The 16,866-nt window shown below is 38.0% G+C and carries 12 protein-coding genes; 2 read left to right on the top strand and 10 right to left on the bottom strand.

Translation table 11 applies throughout. The features are described from left to right. Positions 1–23: 23 nt before the first annotated feature. From CAL6303_RS11745 to CAL6303_RS11725, 5 genes are all read right to left on the bottom strand, one after another. Positions 24–1,037, bottom strand: a complete 1,014-nt coding sequence (locus CAL6303_RS11745; RefSeq protein WP_015195997.1) for a transposase — start codon at positions 1,035–1,037, stop codon at positions 24–26. A 564-nt stretch (positions 1,038–1,601) separates the two neighbouring features. Continuing rightward, on the bottom strand, positions 1,602–2,303 hold the full coding sequence (locus CAL6303_RS29145) for an ISAzo13-like element transposase-related protein (protein ID WP_339374025.1): 702 nt from the start codon (positions 2,301–2,303) through the stop codon (positions 1,602–1,604). Between the two features lie 38 nt (positions 2,304–2,341). After that, a complete protein-coding gene (locus CAL6303_RS31705; protein ID WP_144051038.1) occupies positions 2,342–2,686 on the bottom strand; it encodes an ISAzo13-like element transposase-related protein in 345 nt (114 codons plus the stop codon). Between the two features lie 120 nt (positions 2,687–2,806). After that, positions 2,807–3,196, bottom strand: coding sequence for an ISAs1 family transposase (locus tag CAL6303_RS11730; RefSeq protein WP_415748903.1), 390 nt, complete (start codon positions 3,194–3,196; stop codon positions 2,807–2,809). A 346-nt stretch (positions 3,197–3,542) separates the two neighbouring features. Beyond that, the gene (locus tag CAL6303_RS11725; protein WP_015198059.1) at positions 3,543–4,862 is read right to left on the bottom strand and encodes a pentapeptide repeat-containing protein; all 1,320 of its coding nucleotides are present in this window, start codon (positions 4,860–4,862) and stop codon (positions 3,543–3,545) included. A 52-nt stretch (positions 4,863–4,914) separates the two neighbouring features. Here CAL6303_RS11725 and CAL6303_RS11720 point away from each other — a divergent pair, with 52 nt between their 5' ends. After that, on the top strand, positions 4,915–6,669 hold the full coding sequence (locus CAL6303_RS11720) for a tetratricopeptide repeat protein (RefSeq protein ID WP_015198058.1): 1,755 nt from the start codon (positions 4,915–4,917) through the stop codon (positions 6,667–6,669). 156 nt (positions 6,670–6,825) lie between these two features. Continuing rightward, positions 6,826–9,324, top strand: a complete 2,499-nt coding sequence (locus CAL6303_RS11715) for a substrate-binding domain-containing protein (RefSeq protein ID WP_015198057.1) — start codon at positions 6,826–6,828, stop codon at positions 9,322–9,324. Positions 9,325–9,480: 156 nt separating this feature from the next. Here the strand turns inward: CAL6303_RS11715 and CAL6303_RS11710 are convergent, their stop codons facing one another. The 5 genes from CAL6303_RS11710 to CAL6303_RS11690 form a co-directional block, all read right to left on the bottom strand. Further along, entirely contained in the window at positions 9,481–9,876 is a 396-nt protein-coding gene (locus CAL6303_RS11710) for a DUF4280 domain-containing protein (RefSeq protein WP_015198055.1), read from the bottom strand. A gap of 182 nt (positions 9,877–10,058) precedes the next feature. Continuing rightward, positions 10,059–12,020 (bottom strand): VgrG-related protein, encoded by a 1,962-nt coding sequence (locus tag CAL6303_RS11705; protein ID WP_015198054.1) that lies wholly within the window; start codon positions 12,018–12,020, stop codon positions 10,059–10,061. 82 nt (positions 12,021–12,102) lie between these two features. Next, the gene (locus CAL6303_RS11700) at positions 12,103–12,609 is read right to left on the bottom strand and encodes a hypothetical protein (protein WP_015198053.1); all 507 of its coding nucleotides are present in this window, start codon (positions 12,607–12,609) and stop codon (positions 12,103–12,105) included. 42 nt (positions 12,610–12,651) lie between these two features. Next, a complete protein-coding gene (locus tag CAL6303_RS11695; protein ID WP_015198052.1) occupies positions 12,652–15,702 on the bottom strand; it encodes a hypothetical protein in 3,051 nt (1,016 codons plus the stop codon). Next, entirely contained in the window at positions 15,686–16,864 is a 1,179-nt protein-coding gene (locus CAL6303_RS11690; RefSeq protein WP_015198051.1) for a hypothetical protein, read from the bottom strand. The genes CAL6303_RS11695 and CAL6303_RS11690 overlap by 17 nt, the downstream gene beginning before the upstream one ends. Positions 16,865–16,866 lie beyond the last annotated feature (2 nt).

The following is a 16,866-nucleotide window of genomic DNA, read 5'->3' as shown; positions in this document are numbered from 1 at the left end:
CGCCGCACCGAGCGCCAAACAACCTAAAAGGAAAACATTGGAATATTGGGACGTTTTAGTTGTTGAACTAAATAATTTGACAACAATCCATGCTTAATTTTATAAATTGTTTGACCACTTTTATAAGCTAAATCTTTAAGTCGAAGCCAGACTAAAATAGCGCAGGCAATATGATTTCTTTGAATACGACCCTTACGACATTGACATGATTCAAGACCAGTCAATTGTTTTAACTCTCGGTGAAACTCCTCAACCTTCCATCGAACTTTACACACTTTTTGTACAACGTCCGTAGAGTCTTGAGATAAATCATTTGTAGCGATAAAATCCGTTTTGTCAGTGGAGACAGTTACCCGGAACAGTTTCACTTTTTTAGCTTGAGGGAACTTTTTTATTTTAACTATTTTACCTGATTTTAACTCCTCTTCATCCCAAGATAACAATTCAATTCTTTGATACTCTTCTTCGCCTGCCGTATCATCAACAAGTCGATTACGTTTCAGAGGACAATAATAATATTTCCCTAATCCATCAATATATAACATCAATTTATTTGTCGCATACCAAGTATCCATTAAGACAGCTTTAAATGGTAAAGCCTTATGATAAACAAGGTTTTGCAGCATTTCCATCACATGGTCTATCTTTGTTTTTCCATCTCTATCTGGATCATAAATACGATAGTCAACTACCCAAAACTTTCCAATTTCATGATTTACATATACACAATTTACTAACCCAATCCCTTGAATTACACCATGCTCGTTGCCACTATATTGCCGTCTACTTGGCTCTATTTCAGTAGCGTATCGTTTATCAATTACTGTGTCATCAAAAACTAAGTAAGCATTATCATTGATTTCTATTAAATCTTTCACGTTATCCCAAAGAATCCGAGGCGTTAATTTTTCGTTCTTTAAATAACGATTGATTTTATCATGACTGATCTGCTCTAAATGGTCTGCCAAATTTGTCAGAGTATAATTAATCTGACTACTTAACAAATACTGGCAATAGTTAAGTTTAGTAAATCTCATAAAGCTACAGGATTTATTTTATGCATCCCTAGCTAATTTTCTCATGATTTGATGAATACTTAACACAACAGATTACTGTTACGAATTTTCGTAATTTCCTTTGAGGATGCCACATTAATTTAGTACATATCTACTATAAGAATGTGAAGCTTGCTCAACGTAAGTCGTTCGCGCTGTGCCAGTTGCGTAAGTCCTGGCCATCAAGGAACCCTGGGGATTTGATGAAAATGAACTTTTACACGAAGCAACTTGGGCAACTACTGCAAGTGGCACTAATGGGAAGGCGAAAGTTAAATTAACATCTAGAAGTAAGCTGGGAAAATTTTTACGCTCTTCTCAAGCTTGGTCGTTAGGGCGATCGCAACCATTAGGTGAAGACGAATACAACGATTTAATTAATGCCTTAATAGGCGCTTTGTGTGAAGCTGGATATTTATTCAAACAAAAATCAGAAGTACAACTACAGACAGCTTCCTTACTCTGGAAAGCTACCCACCTCAACGAAATTTACCCTGATATTTTAAACTCCCGTCGTTTGGGACTTGCGTGAAAATAAAATACCAGTTAGCAAGGAAATACGGTGACATCCCATTTGGGTAATTTTTCAGATTGTAGCCAGAATGGTTTAAAACCTTCTAACTCTTGAGAAGAAACAGAAACCCCTTTTTCATAATTTCCTTCAAATAATTGAACTTGAGGTGAAATGCTATTCCAAGTCATGTTACTAGCCCACTTAATAGCAGCATCAATTGAGTCTAAAATAGCTCCGTTCCAGTAGTTTTCTAGTGCTGCCCAACATCTCTCTATCGGGTTGTATTTACTGTGATAAGGTGGATAATAAATTAATCTGATTTTTAATTGAGTTTTTTGAGAAAATTGCACGATTCGTTTTATAAACTGGGTTCGATTACTTCTGGTAGCAGAGCCATTATCAATATCAATTGCTAATTCCTCTAATCCAGTATAGGATGGCTTATTTTCTTGCCACCAAGCTTCTAAACAGTCAACAATAAAGTCAGTTGTTTCTGCTGACTTACCAAAATAAATTGATAATCTATTACCTAATACATCCAAAATTCCCAATGGAACTAATACCGCAGACCATTCACTGTCATGGTCATCTGCTTTCTTGGGTTCTATTGTACGTGAGTAACCATCTCTCGACAAATTTCCAATCTTGACCTTTGCTTTTGAGTCCACTGATATCCTTAAGGACTTAGGATTTCGATCTGAAGCTTGATACGCAGATTCTACGTTTTCAAATATTTGATCCGTTTCCGGAATTTTTTTAAGAGGCTTCGTTTTTAGTGTTTTTTTAAAATATATCCCATTCTATTCAATATATCTCCTATCGTTTGGCGACTAGGCAATAGACTATCTTCGTATCCTTTGAATGAGATTAATTTTTCTCTCACGGCTCTAGCACTAATCCGCGCATAATAAAAATTTGATTGGAATTTGGGGTCTGCTTGTGCTTGACTATCTACTAAACTCTTAATATCTGCTTCGAGCATCGGTTGTAAAATCTCTGTTTTTTTTCTTCCTCTAGCTCGATAATTGTCTTGACAGATTATTCCTGTTTCTTCTTCTCTTAGCGAATCTAGATGCCACACAGCTTGAATAATCTTGCTTTTGGAGGTCAGATCCAAAATTCGCCCCGTGATTTTCCGCCAAAGTGCATGGTTTTTGAGCCTCTAAATCCCATAACCTTGCACTTGTTTGCCTCAAAAATGATTAAAACCCTTATTTGGCAAAGGTTATAGCTTTAATCAGCAAGCCCTATGTAAGGCTTTTAGCTGAGTTGCTCTATCATATGAGCCTCTATGAGTTTTGCCATCTATGGCTACTACTTCTACTCCCAACTTCTCAACTAGTGATTGCACCCACTGCCGAAAACATTGCTCAAATTCTTTTGGGTTAATTCTCTCAAACACCCTCCTAAAAGTATCGGGGCTAGGTATTCCGAATGGTAGTTCCAAAAACGTTTTCAACCACTCCTGTTTATTGAGTCCATACTCCTCAATATCTTTCCAACCTTCTGCTCCTGCTATTGCTGCCAAAATAGCTATGGTGATGATATCTGTAAGTAAATGATATCTTGTCCTTTCCACTCTAGGGTCTTTTATTTGTGTGAAGTATTCCTGAAACTTAGTGGTAATGTCTTTGCTATCTATGCTGGGTGCAAAAGATGCTTTAGTTTTTCTTTTCTTGTTCTCAAAGGAAAGTTGGCATTACTCTAACCAATGGCACCTAGATGGATTAAATCTTACCCTAGCTTGGATAGTGCCACTTTGTTTTCAACTTGATTGCTGATCAGGCAAGTCCGCTTGTCAATAGTCTTTGAGACGCGCTAGCCCTGGATAGATATCCAACTGTATCTTCATCTTTGTCTCTAATATCTACTTGTAACGGCGTTCCAATTCTTTTTAGGATTAACCGTAGCAATTCATCGTTTTGGCGGACATTCGGTCAACAACTCATTTTATCAATTGGTGGACTTATTTTTTAACATTTACCTTTGGAAGCATTTGGCATGATCGCACCGCAAAAGTTGGCAAATTCCAATTTAATTTCGCTCAAAATAGTTCTTTGTAAATTGGCTTCGCTGAGGTTAGCACGGGTAATATTTGCTTTGTTTAAATTAGCTTCGCTGAGATTTGCTTTGCTGAGATTTGCTTCTAATAAATTGGCACTCTCAAGAATTGCTTTATTGAGATTTGCACCACTTAAATTTGCTCCCTCCAAGTTAGCACCATCAAGAATTGCTTGACTCAGATTTGCACCACTTAAATTTGTTCCCCGTAAATTGGCATTGCTGAGATTAACTCCACTAAAATCAACGTTACTCAAGTTAAGACGACTTAGGTTTGCACCGCTTAATTTCATTTCCCGGAGAATTGCTCCATCTAGTTTAGTTCCTCGCAATGTTCCATTTTCGAGTTCGGTTTGAGTTAAGTCAGCACCCCGCAGGTTAGCACCACGCAGATTGACTCCACTTAAGTCAGCTTTTCGGAGGTCAGCCGAAAACAGGTTAGCATTGCGAAGTTGTGATTGACTCAGATCTGCTTCCCTGAGGATGGAACTTGCTAAATTGGCATTGTTTAAATTTGAGTTGCGGAGGTTTGAACCTTCTAAATAAGCACTACTGAGGTTGGTACGGGTGAGGTTTGTTTGGCTGAGATTTGCCCCTCTCAGGTCTGTTGCTTGTAAACTACCTTTTTTGAGGTTCGCTTCCCGAAAGCTGGTATTTCTCAAGTCGCTAATAAAAAAACTGGTTTCTTGAAGATTGGCACGGTTAAAATTAGCACCACTCAGTAAAGCTTGCTCTAAAGTTGCATTTTGCAAGTTTGCGCCTTCGAGGTTATGATTTCGGAGGTCTAAACCATTGAGATTTGCCCCTGTAAGGTCAATACCACTGAGGTCAAGATTGGATACTTGTGCGTTTACTAACCGAAAAATATCTAACCATTTTCGCTCAATTACCGTGCGATCGCTTATAACAGTATTTTTGAGCATTGCTCCGTCTAACTTGGCTCCTTGTAAGTTCGCATCCTCTAATTTGGCATTTCGTAGGTCTGCTCCTCTTAAGTCTGCTTTTTGCAGAAATGCCCCTCTCAGGTCTGCTCCGTTGAGATTTGCATCTTTGAGGTTGGCAGTTCGCAAATTGGCTTTTTGGAGGAAAGCTTGTTTGAGGTTGGCATTTTCTAAGTCACATTCAGCACATTGCCTAGTTTCTTTTAATTTGAGGATGTGGCTGGTTTTAGCAGCTTCTGCGGTTGATACTAGCAGTGAAGAAATGATTAGAGAAAGTAACAAACTTTTCATGGAACTAGCTTTTCAGGAGTAACATCACCAAACCCATACTATATGAATAATTATGAAAATCACATCTATACATAATCTGCAAAAATTAGCTAACATAGTGGGTATTTTCCTAATTCATTTGGCAGTAAATCAGACACAAGCTTCAGCGTTTATATCAAATACACCCACACCCTATTTAATTTCTCAAAAGGGTTTAGAAGATGATTTAAAAGACCCAAATTACTGGTCGAATTTGTGTAACTTGCAGATGCAAAGTAAAAAATACGAAGAAGCATTAACAGCTTGTGAACAAGCGATTACTTTACGACCGAAAAACCCAATACTTTGGGCAGATCATAGCGGTGTCTTACTGAAAATGAAAAAATATCCAGAAGCGATCGCAAGTGCGGAACGAGCATTGAAATTCGATAAAAAAACTTCTTTGGCTCTAACTTATCAGTGTATGGCTTTTTCCGAGTTAGGAAGAAATGAGGAAGGTTTGGATAATTGTAACCAAGCTTTAAAGGTGGATGGAAACTGGGGAAAGCAATCACCGAAATTAGCATGGTTGCATCGTGGTGTCATTTTAACTAATCTCGGTCAACTTGACCAAGCTGCGATCGCCTATGACCGAACGCTGTTATTAGAACCCAAGGATTCCCTCGCTTTAGCATATCGCTGCGAATTGATGAATAAAATCGGGCAACCCGAACGAGCTATCACTAATTGTAATGATGCTTTAGCTGGGAATGGGGATTGGGGAGAGAAAAGTCAAACTTTTGCCTATTCCAATCGAGCGATCGCATACCGTCAACAAGACCAATTATCAAAAGCGATCGCTGACTACGATCGATTATTAGCGGTTGACCCTAATGATGCGATCGCTTGGACTGCCCAAGGTCTAATTTTAGAACAACTTTCCCGCTTTACCGAAGCTCTCACTTCTTTTGACCGTGCCGTTGCCATCAACCCTAAGTATTCTTTAGGACATGTGCGACGTTGTACGATGCTCAACCGCAATAAGATGTATGAACCAGCACAAGCTGCCTGCGATGAAGCAATTAAGGGTGATGGTCAATGGGGAGAAATCGGTGCTGCTCAAGCTTGGAGTGAAATGGCACATGCTTTATCCGGTCAGCAACAGTATGAAAAAGCCATTGCAGCAGCGAATCGAGCGGTGGGGATAAAACCCGATTATGCCGAAGCTTGGAGCAATCGTAGCGTGGCTCTGTGGCAGTTACAGCAGTATCCAGAAGCATTAGCATCAATCCAGAAGGCAATTGAGCTTAAACCCAATTATGCCCAAGCTTATTTTAACCAAGGTACTATTTTAGCCACGCAGAAACAGTATAAAACAGCACTACAATCTTATAAAAAAGCCTTGATTCTCGACCCCAAAAATCCTGAAGGCTGGGCAAATACTAGTGTAGTATTGTGGCATTTAAAACAATATCAGTCAGCATTAACAGCAGCCGATCACGCGATTGCAATCAACCGCAACTCCTTTGAAGCTTGGTACAATCGCGGTTTGGTACTCACCTCCCTTTCCCGTCACAAAGATGCATTAAAATCTTACAACAGTGCCATCAAAATTAACCCCAAAAGTGCTGATGCGTTCACGGGTAGGGGAATTATCCTCTCAAAATTAAAATACTATCCCCAAGCGATCGCAGCTTTGCAGGAAGCTTTAAAACTCAATCCCCAGCAAGTAGTCGCAAAGGCAAATCTTAAGATGGTGATGAAAGAGCAAGCATCGCAAATAAGAGAGCAGGGGAAAAGGGAAAAAGGGAAGGGAGGAAGAGGTAATACTATTTCCCGAAAATCCTGATGTGGTTTTTTCTTGTTCTACTAAGAGCGACTAAAAAATGAACTTCTAAAAAAACTATTCACGTTTATCTATTGGTCTTCTAGCTAATAGCTAATAGCTAACTGCTGGCAGTATCGCTACTTACTTTCAAGTCACCTGAAAATACAAAGAAATTAGATGAAATTCCAAAAAGTCCCTCAAATAATTCTCAAACCCTTTGTTAAGAACTATTTAAATAAGTATTCACGGGTACTCAAGCATACTAAATATAATGCCTTGATGCGCTGGAGTTGGATGCAGCCAATTTTAGAGGATTTAAAGGGAGAATTATTTGCAGATGAAGCAGAAACAGTAGAAGAAACAGCAAAAACTATTACTCCACCTCCCGATTTACCACGAGAAGCAGGGGTACAGTTTTTTGATTCACCTTATCAGCGATATGCTTGTGTGTGCAATGATCCTTTACAGTGCGATCGCGCTTTGCCAATTACCCAGGCAGGAGACAAAACCCAAGCATGTACTAGTTGTGGTTTTCCTGCGTTACTTGCGGAACCTGTACTCATTCCCAATTTACCGGAACCAAAACAGCAAAAGATTGCCGGATTGCGGGGAGTTTACCGGATTGAACGCTGGTTGGGAAGATTGGGAATGGGACGAATTTATGCTGCGACTCAGTTGGGGATAAATCAACCTGTAATTATCAAAGAATATTTGCTGCCTGGACGTTATTTCAATGCGGAAGAAATATATAAGCAATTACAATTATTTAAGTCTGTAGCGGGTATTTGTTTGGCAGATGGAAGGGTACAAGATTTTCGTTTTTTACAACCTATAGAAGCAATTATTGATGAGTCACAAGGACGTTGTTATTTAGTGATGGATGAGCGTTATGCATGTCCAACTTTGAATAATTATTTGGCAAATTGTCGGGGAAGGGAAGAAAGGGAAAAGGGAAAGGGGGAAGGGGAAATAAGGGTAAGGGGAAATAAGGAAAATAAAAAAAATCAAGGAATGTCTTCGAGTCAGGTACATTTGGTTTTAAATCAGACATTGCAAACTCTCGAATTTCTGCACGGACAAAAATTCCGCTTTCCTTCGGCTCAAATTCAAAATGGTGTGGTTCATGGGAATATTAATCTTGATAGTCTGTTAATGGTCAAAAGTAATCATAATGGTTACGAACAGTCTTTAAAAGTGATTGATGAAGATACAATCATAGGTAGTTTGATTGTGGAGGATTTGGACTTTTTTATCTATTTGTGCGACTTAGCTATTTGGGAACGCATATTTATACCGATATCAGAGACATCAGTTAAAAATAACTTTAAAGATAAGTTGGAGAATGCAGATAAACCTCAAGATTTAATTTCTTTGGGTTATATTGCCTTTTATTTACTATTGGGTAAAGTTATTTCCGATGCAGGCTATGCAATCGATCCAGAAAATGAAACTCATTGGGGTGATATTAATCCGCACCTGAAAAAATTTATCAGACGATTAATAAAAGGTGAATTTATCAGTGCGGAAGTTGCCAGACAGGAATTATTGAAATTACCCAAAGCTGCTTTTGAAGTACCTGTAGAGTTTTCAGCAGAAGCGGAAACCGAAACTCGGACTAAATTTCCCCGTTTACTGATATTTTTATTGACTACTTTAGGTTTAGGAGTCATTGGGGGACTTGCTTGGCTATTCTTTGCTAAACCACAATTGAGTAATGCTACCAGTAATACACCTCAATTGAACTTAATTAAAGAAGTGGGAGCAATACCCATTGGCAAATTTACTTATACAGCCTCTAAAAATGGTATTTGGGATTATATAATTCAACAATCAGACTTAATTCAAAAAGGGCAAACATTAGAACAGCGTATCACAATTGCTCAACCCAAATTGCAATTGAGTTATGAACCCACAACATCAACAGAAGAAGCGATCGCACAAGTGCAATCGGGAAAATCAGCATTTGCGATCGTACCTCTAATTCAACCTTTACCAGCAGATTTGCAAGCTCAACCTATAGCCTATGATGGGATAGGGGTTTTTGTTGCCTTTAGTTATTCGCAACGGGAAAAAGGACTACCAGAAAAGCTCAACGGACAAATTACTGTAGATAAATTGCAACAGTTGTATGCAGGAAATATCTCTAATTGGCAAGAATTAGGAGGACCAAATCTCGCTGTGAATATTTACGCACCAGTAGATAAAGAAGTACAACAGGTATTTATACAACAATTATTAAAAACAATAAAATCGAAAGAAAATTCCCTAAAAACATCTCAAGAGCTTCAAGAATTTGAAATGATGCGAACAGTACTACGGGATTTTGAATCCCAGCAAGCAGGGGGAATCGGTTTTGGTTCCCTCTCCAAAATCATTGGTCAATGTTCTGTGTACCCCTTAGCACTACAAATTGAAGGAAAACCCCCAATTCAACCAGTTATTCTCAGCAACAATCAAAGTATAGAACCCAATACCGACTTATGCGATCGCAAAGGTAGTTATCACCCCAACAGCGAACTATTTAGAACTGGACGCTATCCAGGAGCATATGCGATCGCTGTTGTCTACCCCATAGATAACAATCGTTCCCCAATTGGTGAAAAATTTGCCCAAGTTTTGAAAACTAAGGAAGGTCAACGTTTATTGAAATTAACTGGACTTGTACCTTTGGAATAGAGGGAAAGGGGAGATGAAGGAAAGGGAAGATGGGGGGGATGGGGAAGATGAGGGAGATGAGGGAAAGGGAAGATGAGGGAGATGGGGGAGATGGGGGAGATGGGGGAGATGGGAAAGATTGGGAGGAAGCATCTTTTCAACACTTCCCGCACTCCCCTAATTCACACTGACTTTAATTTGTCCAGGGAAAGCAATTTTTATCACACCACCCCAAGCACAATTACATATTGCCGTACTTGGTAAAGCAGGCATTTTATTAATCTGAGTCTTGATTGCTCCTGGTTTCCAAGGTCCAAGAATTACGGGAAGGCAAGGCATTGGAGTCAATACACCAAATGCGGCAGCAGTAGCAGCTGCTACCATCGGGTTTGCGAGAGAATTACACATTCCAAATGGAGGAATATTTGCGATCGGGGCAAAATCCATAATAGTTGCTGCCAACATTCCGCTAGCTAGCACGGGGGGACCTTTGGGAATAACTATTAGAGAACTTGGAGCAACACCGAAAGGGACACATTGTAATGCTGCACCCATAACAACTTGTTGAGGCATATTTTTAGATTTTGAATTTTTGTAGAGATGTTCCAATACTGTTTCCAATACTGTATTGCTCCGCTTTGATCAAGCTACAGTTAAGAGGAAGTGGGTAAAAATAAGATTTATACTTGATACACTATTTATTCCAAAAGCTAAAAACCAAAAGCTAAAAGCTAAAAGCTAAAAGCCATTTTTACTTAACCAATTGAAACCATTGGAGCAGAGACAGTTACAGTACCATTACCTTTTATAGTAGTCATTGAACCTTCCACTTGAGTCATCGCAGAAGACTTAAGAGTTGCTCCCGCAGGTGATAAATCAATAGAACTACTACCCGCAGTTAATTTAATATTTGTCGTGGAAATTTCTATTTTATTTCCACCAACTTTGAGAGTAATATTTTGCTGGGCATTAATCTCAATTTGACCGGAAGCTTTCAGTACTATTTCTTGACTGGATGCTTTGAGAGTTATTTTTTGTGATTGGTCATTTAATTCACAGATATATCCTTTATTTGTCTTAATTAATATCTTTTTATTTTGGTCATCTAAGGTAACTTGATAATTATCCTTAGTCTTAATATCAATTAATTTATCGCTATCATTCAGATGCAACTTATGACCATAAACTGTATTTAAATAAACTCCTTTTTTACTGTCACCTTTATCTTCTTCCACGAATTGAAGTGTGTGACCAGTACGAGTTTTCAGAGTTCGCAACCTGACTTTACCTTCCACCACAGAATCATCTACATTTGCCGGAGGAGCATCCTTACCATTCCAAACCCCACCAATCACAAAAGGACGATGAATATCCCCATGTTCAAATCCCACTAATACCTCATCATTTACCTCTGGTAAACAATCAAAACCACGATTTTTCCCCGCACCAACAGAAACAACTCTTGCCCAATCACTTTCATGTTTATCTGTTAAAGTGGGAAACTTCACCTTTACTCTACCCCATTTTTTTGGGTCTTTATTATTACTAACTATTCCAATCATCAAAGTTTGTCCTGGTTGTAGTCGAGCTTGGGGACTGATAAAGTTAGCTAAACTATCTTCTCGCAATCCACGCACATTAAATTCGGTGGTGTAAACCCTAGCTTCAAATAAATGCCGAGTTTCAGTTACATAATATTTCCCACTATATTTACCCATATCTTGCAGCTTAACCACTTTCCCAGGTCGAATTTCAGGGTTCCCTTCAGCTTTTGCATCAGCTTGGACAAATTCCCCCGATAATTCATTAAAAATTGATTGTGCGATCGCATCTGATTCTTTTTGAGAAAATATCGGTTGATCCACTACAATCATGGTCGGATTTTTATTAAATTCACTAATACTAGCTTCCCCTTTTCCCTGCTGAGTAGATGTTAATACTTGAGAATTTTGACTAGTTTTATTAGATACTATTGCTTCTTTCTTTTGATAGTCCCAACCCCTCACTTCAACGGCACTTACTTGCTCTGCACTACTAACACGTACATGAAAGTGAGTTATATCTTTTAACCATTTTAAACTCAAAGAATCACCCGCTACAGGCTTACGAAAATGTAATTTACCATCTTGTACAAATAATTCAAAACCATTACGTGCAGCTTTTTGCCGAAGAAATTCCATGTTGGTTTGATTTTCTTGAAAGGTATAACCAACCGGATCACCAAATCCATAGGGACCACCAGTACTATCAATTTTACCAGCAGCAATTCCTACTTCACCAATCACTTTCTTCACAATATCTGTATCAGTCATATTTTGAAAAGAGCGGTTGTAACGTCCTCTATGCAAACGGTGACTAATATCATAACCTCTCACAATTATTGGTGCTTGGGATTCTGGATTAAATTGTGCTTCAATCGCAGTAATTTCACCTTTAATTAGGGTACTTTTTTCTGGACTACTAAAACTACTATCTTCGGTTGTACTAGAAACAAAACCAATTTCGATGGATTTACCAATAGCAAAAGTATTATCATGCATCCAAGGGTTTTCACCACTGCGAGATCCATAATAATCATTGCGAATCATCAAGGTGAACATCCCTGGTAAATGCAAGCTTTCTTCTACGGAAATTTTCAAAATATCATCCAACAAATTAGCACTTGCATCCTTCCCGTCAATTTTCAGTATCGGTGTAGCAGTATAAGTAGCAGTCATAAACGACCTCGAAGTAAGCTAAAGCACATTTTAATGCTTAATGTTCCACCAAACTCAATTTGGGATATTGTTGTTAATATTACTAACGACCACCACCTATGCGATCGGGATTGCTAGGGGTACCCATACCTGGTTGGGAGGTTGATTCGTCAATTTCTTCTAAAGTTAAATCCAGCTTTGCTCTGACGGGAGTTCCATCTGGCAAAAACATTGTTAATGTATAAGCAAGGTTAGTAATAAAACAACGAATATATTGATAATTACCCCATGTAAACACGTAAGTAGGGGGACGTTTATCTTTTTCACAACCCTGTTCCAAGAAATTAACTGCTTTCTCAAACTGTTTGATATAAGGAAGAACACTTTTATTGCTTCCTTGTTCATAAGTATCTAAAATAATATCTCCGATACTCAGAGTACAAGGTTGTGGATGAGCAAAATTAACTTTTGGCAATCCTCTACCTGTTCTTGCTCCTTCATTCTTATTTAAGCTAATGCTCTGAGAAAATTTTAGCTGAGTCGGGTTAAACATAAATTCAATAGTTCCACCACCATCAGAAGAAACCAGTTTAGCTTTTGTGAGTGACATAGTATTTTCCTCTTAATTATGACGATATAATTACAATAAATTTTACCAAGGTAAGCGTCCTAAAGAACCCTGTCCATGACGCTCAAATTCAATCCTAATTCTTTGTTTCAACTGCTGATAAATAGCTTGTGCTACTATTTCTAATTCATTTTTGCTGACATTATTAGATGAATTATTTTCATATTCAGCTTGAAAATCTTCTTTGCGTGATACTCTAATTGGTTCTATATTTTCGGACATTTTTGCTTGTATGGCTGTTGTTTTACTTTCTGATATGTGATTATTGCGTCTTTTTGAAGGAGTAGTCTGTCCTCTAATTAGACTATTAAAATCAGACCATTGAGACGAATTAGAACTAGAGTTTTTGTTAGAAACAGTTGAAAATATTGGAGTAGCGTCTAATTTAGTCTGTAGTGTAGAAATTTGATTGTTTATATTTGATGCTTTACTATCGATATTTGTTGTCGTAAAATCTAACTTTTGTTGAGATTCATTGATTGATTTTCTTTGTGCAATAGGGTTTAAAATACTTAGTTTTTGCAATACTTGTGGTAGCTCGCGAATTTTATCTTCATGAATATTTGATTTTTCGGAATTTATATCTGTATTACTTGAAGATGCTTGAATTTGATTTTCGGGAGTTTGCTTAAAATCTAATTTCTCTAACTGTGTTTCTGGAGAAGTAGTTATATCAGGATTAATCGAAGATAGTTGAACCTGATTTTCTGAGGTTTGGTTGAAATGCGATCGCTCAACGTTTCCTGTAGAATCCTGCTTTAACTGTATTTGTGGAGAAGTCGTTACATCTGCATTAATCGAAGATGGTTGAACTTGATTTTCTGGAGTTTGGGTAAAATGCGATCGCACAAAAGATTCCATCGAATCCTGCTTTAACTGAATTTCTGGAGAAGTCGTGACATCAAGGTTAATCGAAAATGGTTGAACCTGGTTTTCTGGAGTTTGGTTTAAATCTAATTGCTTTAACTGAATTTCTGGAGAATCAACTATATCTGGATTAATCGAAGATGCTTGAACTTGATTTTCTGAGGTTTGGGTAAAATGCGATCGCTTAAAATCCTCTGTCAAATCCTGCTTTAACTGAATTTCTGGAGAAGCAGTTACATCTGGATTAATCGAAGATGGTTGAACCTGGTTTTCTGCTGTTTGGTTGAAATGCGATCGCACAAAATATTCTATCGAATCCTGCTTTAACTGTATTTGTGGAGAAGCAGTTGTATCTGGATTAATCGAAGATGCTTGAACCTGGTTTTCTGCGGTTTTGGTAAAATGCGATCGCTTAAAATCCTCTGTCAAATCCTGCTTTAACTGAATTTGTGGAGAATCAACTATATCTGGATTAATCGAAGATGGTTGAACTTGATTTTCTGGAGTTTTGGGAAAATGCGATCGCACTAAAGCTTCTGTAGAATCTTGCTTTAACTGAATTTCTGGAGAAGTCGTTACATCAGGATTAATCGAAGATGGTTGAACTTGATTTTCTGAGGTTTGAGTAAAATGCGATTCCTGCTTTAACTGTATTTGTGGGGAAGTAGTTACATCAGGATTAATCGAAGATGGTTGAACCTGATTTTCTGGAGTTTGTGGAAAATGCGATCGCACAAAAGATTCTGTAAAATCCTGCTTTAAACGTATTTCTGGAGAATCAGCTATATCACGATTAATCGAAGATGGTTGAACTTGATTTTCTGGAGTTTGTGGAAAATGCGATCGCACAAAAGATTCTGTAAAATCCTGCTTTAAACGTATTTCTGGAGAATCAGCTATATCACGATTAATCGAAGATGGTTGAACTTGATTTTCTGGAGTTTGTGGAAAATGGGATCGCTTAAAATCCTCTGTCAAATGCTGCTTTAACTGTATTTCTGGAGAAGTCGTGACATCAGGGTTAATCGAAGATGGTTGAACTTGGTTTTCTGAGGTTTGGGTAAAATGCGATCGCACAAAAGATTCTGCCGAATCCTGCTTTAACTGTATTTCTGGAGAAGTCGTGACATCAGGATTAATCGAAGATGGTTGAACTTGGTTTTCTGAGGTTTGGGTAAAATGCGATCGCACAAAAGATTCTGCCGAATCCTGCTTTAACTGTATTTCTGGAGAAGTCGTGACATCAGGATTAATCGAAGATGGTTGAACCTGATTTTCTGAGGTTTGGGTAAAATGCGATCGCAAACCAAGTTCTATCGAATCCTGCTTTAACTGGATTTGTGGAGAAGTCGTGACATCAGGATTAATCGAAGATGGTTGAACCTGATTTTCTGCGGTTTGGTTGAAATGCGATCGCTTAAAATCCTCTGTCAAATGCTGCTTTAACTGTATTTCTGGAGAATCAGTTACATCAGGGTTAATCGAAGATGGTTGAACTTGGTTTTCTGAGGTTTGGGTAAAATGCGATCGCACAAAAGATTCTGCCGAATCCTGCTTTAACTGTATTTCTGGAGAAGTCGTGACATCTGGATTAATCGAAGATGGTTGAACCTGATTTTCTGAGGTTTGGGTAAAATGCGATCGCAAACCAAGTTCTATCGAATCCTGCTTTAACTGGATTTGTGGAGAATCAGTTACATCAGGATTAATTAAAGATGGTTGAACCTGGTTTTCTGGAGTTTGGGGAAAATGCGATCGCTTAAAATCCTCTGTAAAATCCTGCTTTAACTGAATTTCTGGAGAAGTCGTGACATCAGGGTTAATCGAAGATGGTTGAACTTGATTTTCTGGAGTTTGGGGAAAATGCGATCGCAAACCAAGTTCTATCGAATCCTGCTTTAACTGGATTTGTGGAGAATCAGTTACATCAGGGTTAATCGAAGATGGTTGAACTTGGTTTTCTGAGGTTTGGGTAAAATGCGATCGCTCAACATTTCCTATAGAATCTTGCTTTAACTGTATTTCTGGAGAATCAACTATATCTGGATTAATCGAAGATGGTTGAACCTGATTTTCTGCGGTTTGCTTGAAATCTAATTGCTGTAACTGAATTTCTGGAGAAGTCGTTACATCAGGATTAATTAAAGATGGTTGAACCTGATTTTCTGCGGTTTGGGTAAAATGCGATCGCTCAAAATCTTCTGTCAAATCCTGCTTTAACTGAATTTCTGGAGAAGTCAGTTACATCAGGGTTAATCGAAGATGGTTGAACCTGGTTTTCTGCGGTTTGGGTAAAATGCGATCGCATAAAAGATTCTGTCACATCCTGCTTTAACTGTATTTCTGGAGAATCAGTTATATCTTGATTAATCAAAGATGATTGAACCTGGTTTTCTGCGGTTTGGGTAAAATGCGATCGCACAACATTTCCTGTAAAATCCTGCTTTAACTGAATTTCTGGAGAATCAGCTACATCAGGATTAATCGAAAATGGTTGAACCTGGTTTTCTGCGGTTTGGGGAAAATGCGATCGCTTAAAATCCTCTGTCAAATCCTGCTTTAACTGAATTTCTGGAGAATCAGCTACATCAGGATTAATCGAAGATGGTTGAACCTGGTTTTCTGGAGTTTGGGGAAAATGCGATCGCACAAAAGATTCTTTCACATCCTGCTGTAACTGAATTTCTGGAGAAGTCGTTACATCTGTATTAATCGAAGATGCTTGAACCTGATTTTCTGAGGTTTGGGTAAAATGCGATCGCTTAAAATCCTCTGTCAAATCCTGCTTTAACTGAATTTCTGGAGAATCAGCTACATCAGGATTACTCGAAGATGATTGAACTTGGTTTTCTGCTGTTTGGTTGAAATGCGATCGCTTAAAATCCTCTGTCAAATCCTGCTTTAACTGAATTTCTGGGGAATTAGTTACATCAGGATTAATCAAAGATGGTTGAACTTGGTTTTCTGTGCTTTGGGTAAAATTTTCTGAACTAGATATTTTTTCAGACGAGTAATTTATATCTGATTGTGCTTGTATACCTTGTCCTTTAACTTGTAGAGAAATAGCTAAAGAAGGATTAATTTGCCTGTCAGTATCTACCTGTACTTGATTTGTATACTCCGAGAAAAAAGGAGAATCTTCAAAAAGACTACTAGAAAAATCATCTTCAATATATTTTGGAGAGACTAAATTAGTATCTAAAACTGATATCGATTTAACTCCCAAAGGAATTAAAAATTGCGGGTTGATACCCTTTTCACCTAATGTTTGAGAAGGTAATAAAGGATTTTTAATACCCAGAGGTTCTGTTGATAAACTTTCCTCAGAGCTATAATTATTAGTAACAGGCAAATTATTAGATTCAGCCATTA

The sequence above is a fragment of the Calothrix sp. PCC 6303 genome (genome assembly GCF_000317435.1).
In the GTDB taxonomy this organism is placed as follows: Bacteria; Cyanobacteriota; Cyanobacteriia; order Cyanobacteriales; family Nostocaceae; genus PCC-6303.
This window is presented reverse-complemented; position numbering and strand designations above follow the sequence as displayed.

What these genes read in the sequence shown, in the direction of transcription:
- CAL6303_RS11745 (WP_015195997.1), bottom strand. Translation starts at nt 1,037, where the DNA reads ATGAGATTTACTAAACTTAACTATTGCCAGTATTTGTTAAGTAGTCAG.
- CAL6303_RS11725 (WP_015198059.1), bottom strand. Translation starts at nt 4,862, where the DNA reads ATGAAAAGTTTGTTACTTTCTCTAATCATTTCTTCACTGCTAGTATCA.
- CAL6303_RS11720 (WP_015198058.1), top strand. Translation starts at nt 4,915, where the DNA reads ATGAAAATCACATCTATACATAATCTGCAAAAATTAGCTAACATAGTG.
- CAL6303_RS11715 (WP_015198057.1), top strand. Translation starts at nt 6,826, where the DNA reads ATGAAATTCCAAAAAGTCCCTCAAATAATTCTCAAACCCTTTGTTAAG.
- CAL6303_RS11710 (WP_015198055.1), bottom strand. Translation starts at nt 9,876, where the DNA reads ATGCCTCAACAAGTTGTTATGGGTGCAGCATTACAATGTGTCCCTTTC.
- CAL6303_RS11705 (WP_015198054.1), bottom strand. Translation starts at nt 12,020, where the DNA reads ATGACTGCTACTTATACTGCTACACCGATACTGAAAATTGACGGGAAG.
- CAL6303_RS11700 (WP_015198053.1), bottom strand. Translation starts at nt 12,609, where the DNA reads ATGTCACTCACAAAAGCTAAACTGGTTTCTTCTGATGGTGGTGGAACT.
- CAL6303_RS11690 (WP_015198051.1), bottom strand. Translation starts at nt 16,864, where the DNA reads ATGGCTGAATCTAATAATTTGCCTGTTACTAATAATTATAGCTCTGAG.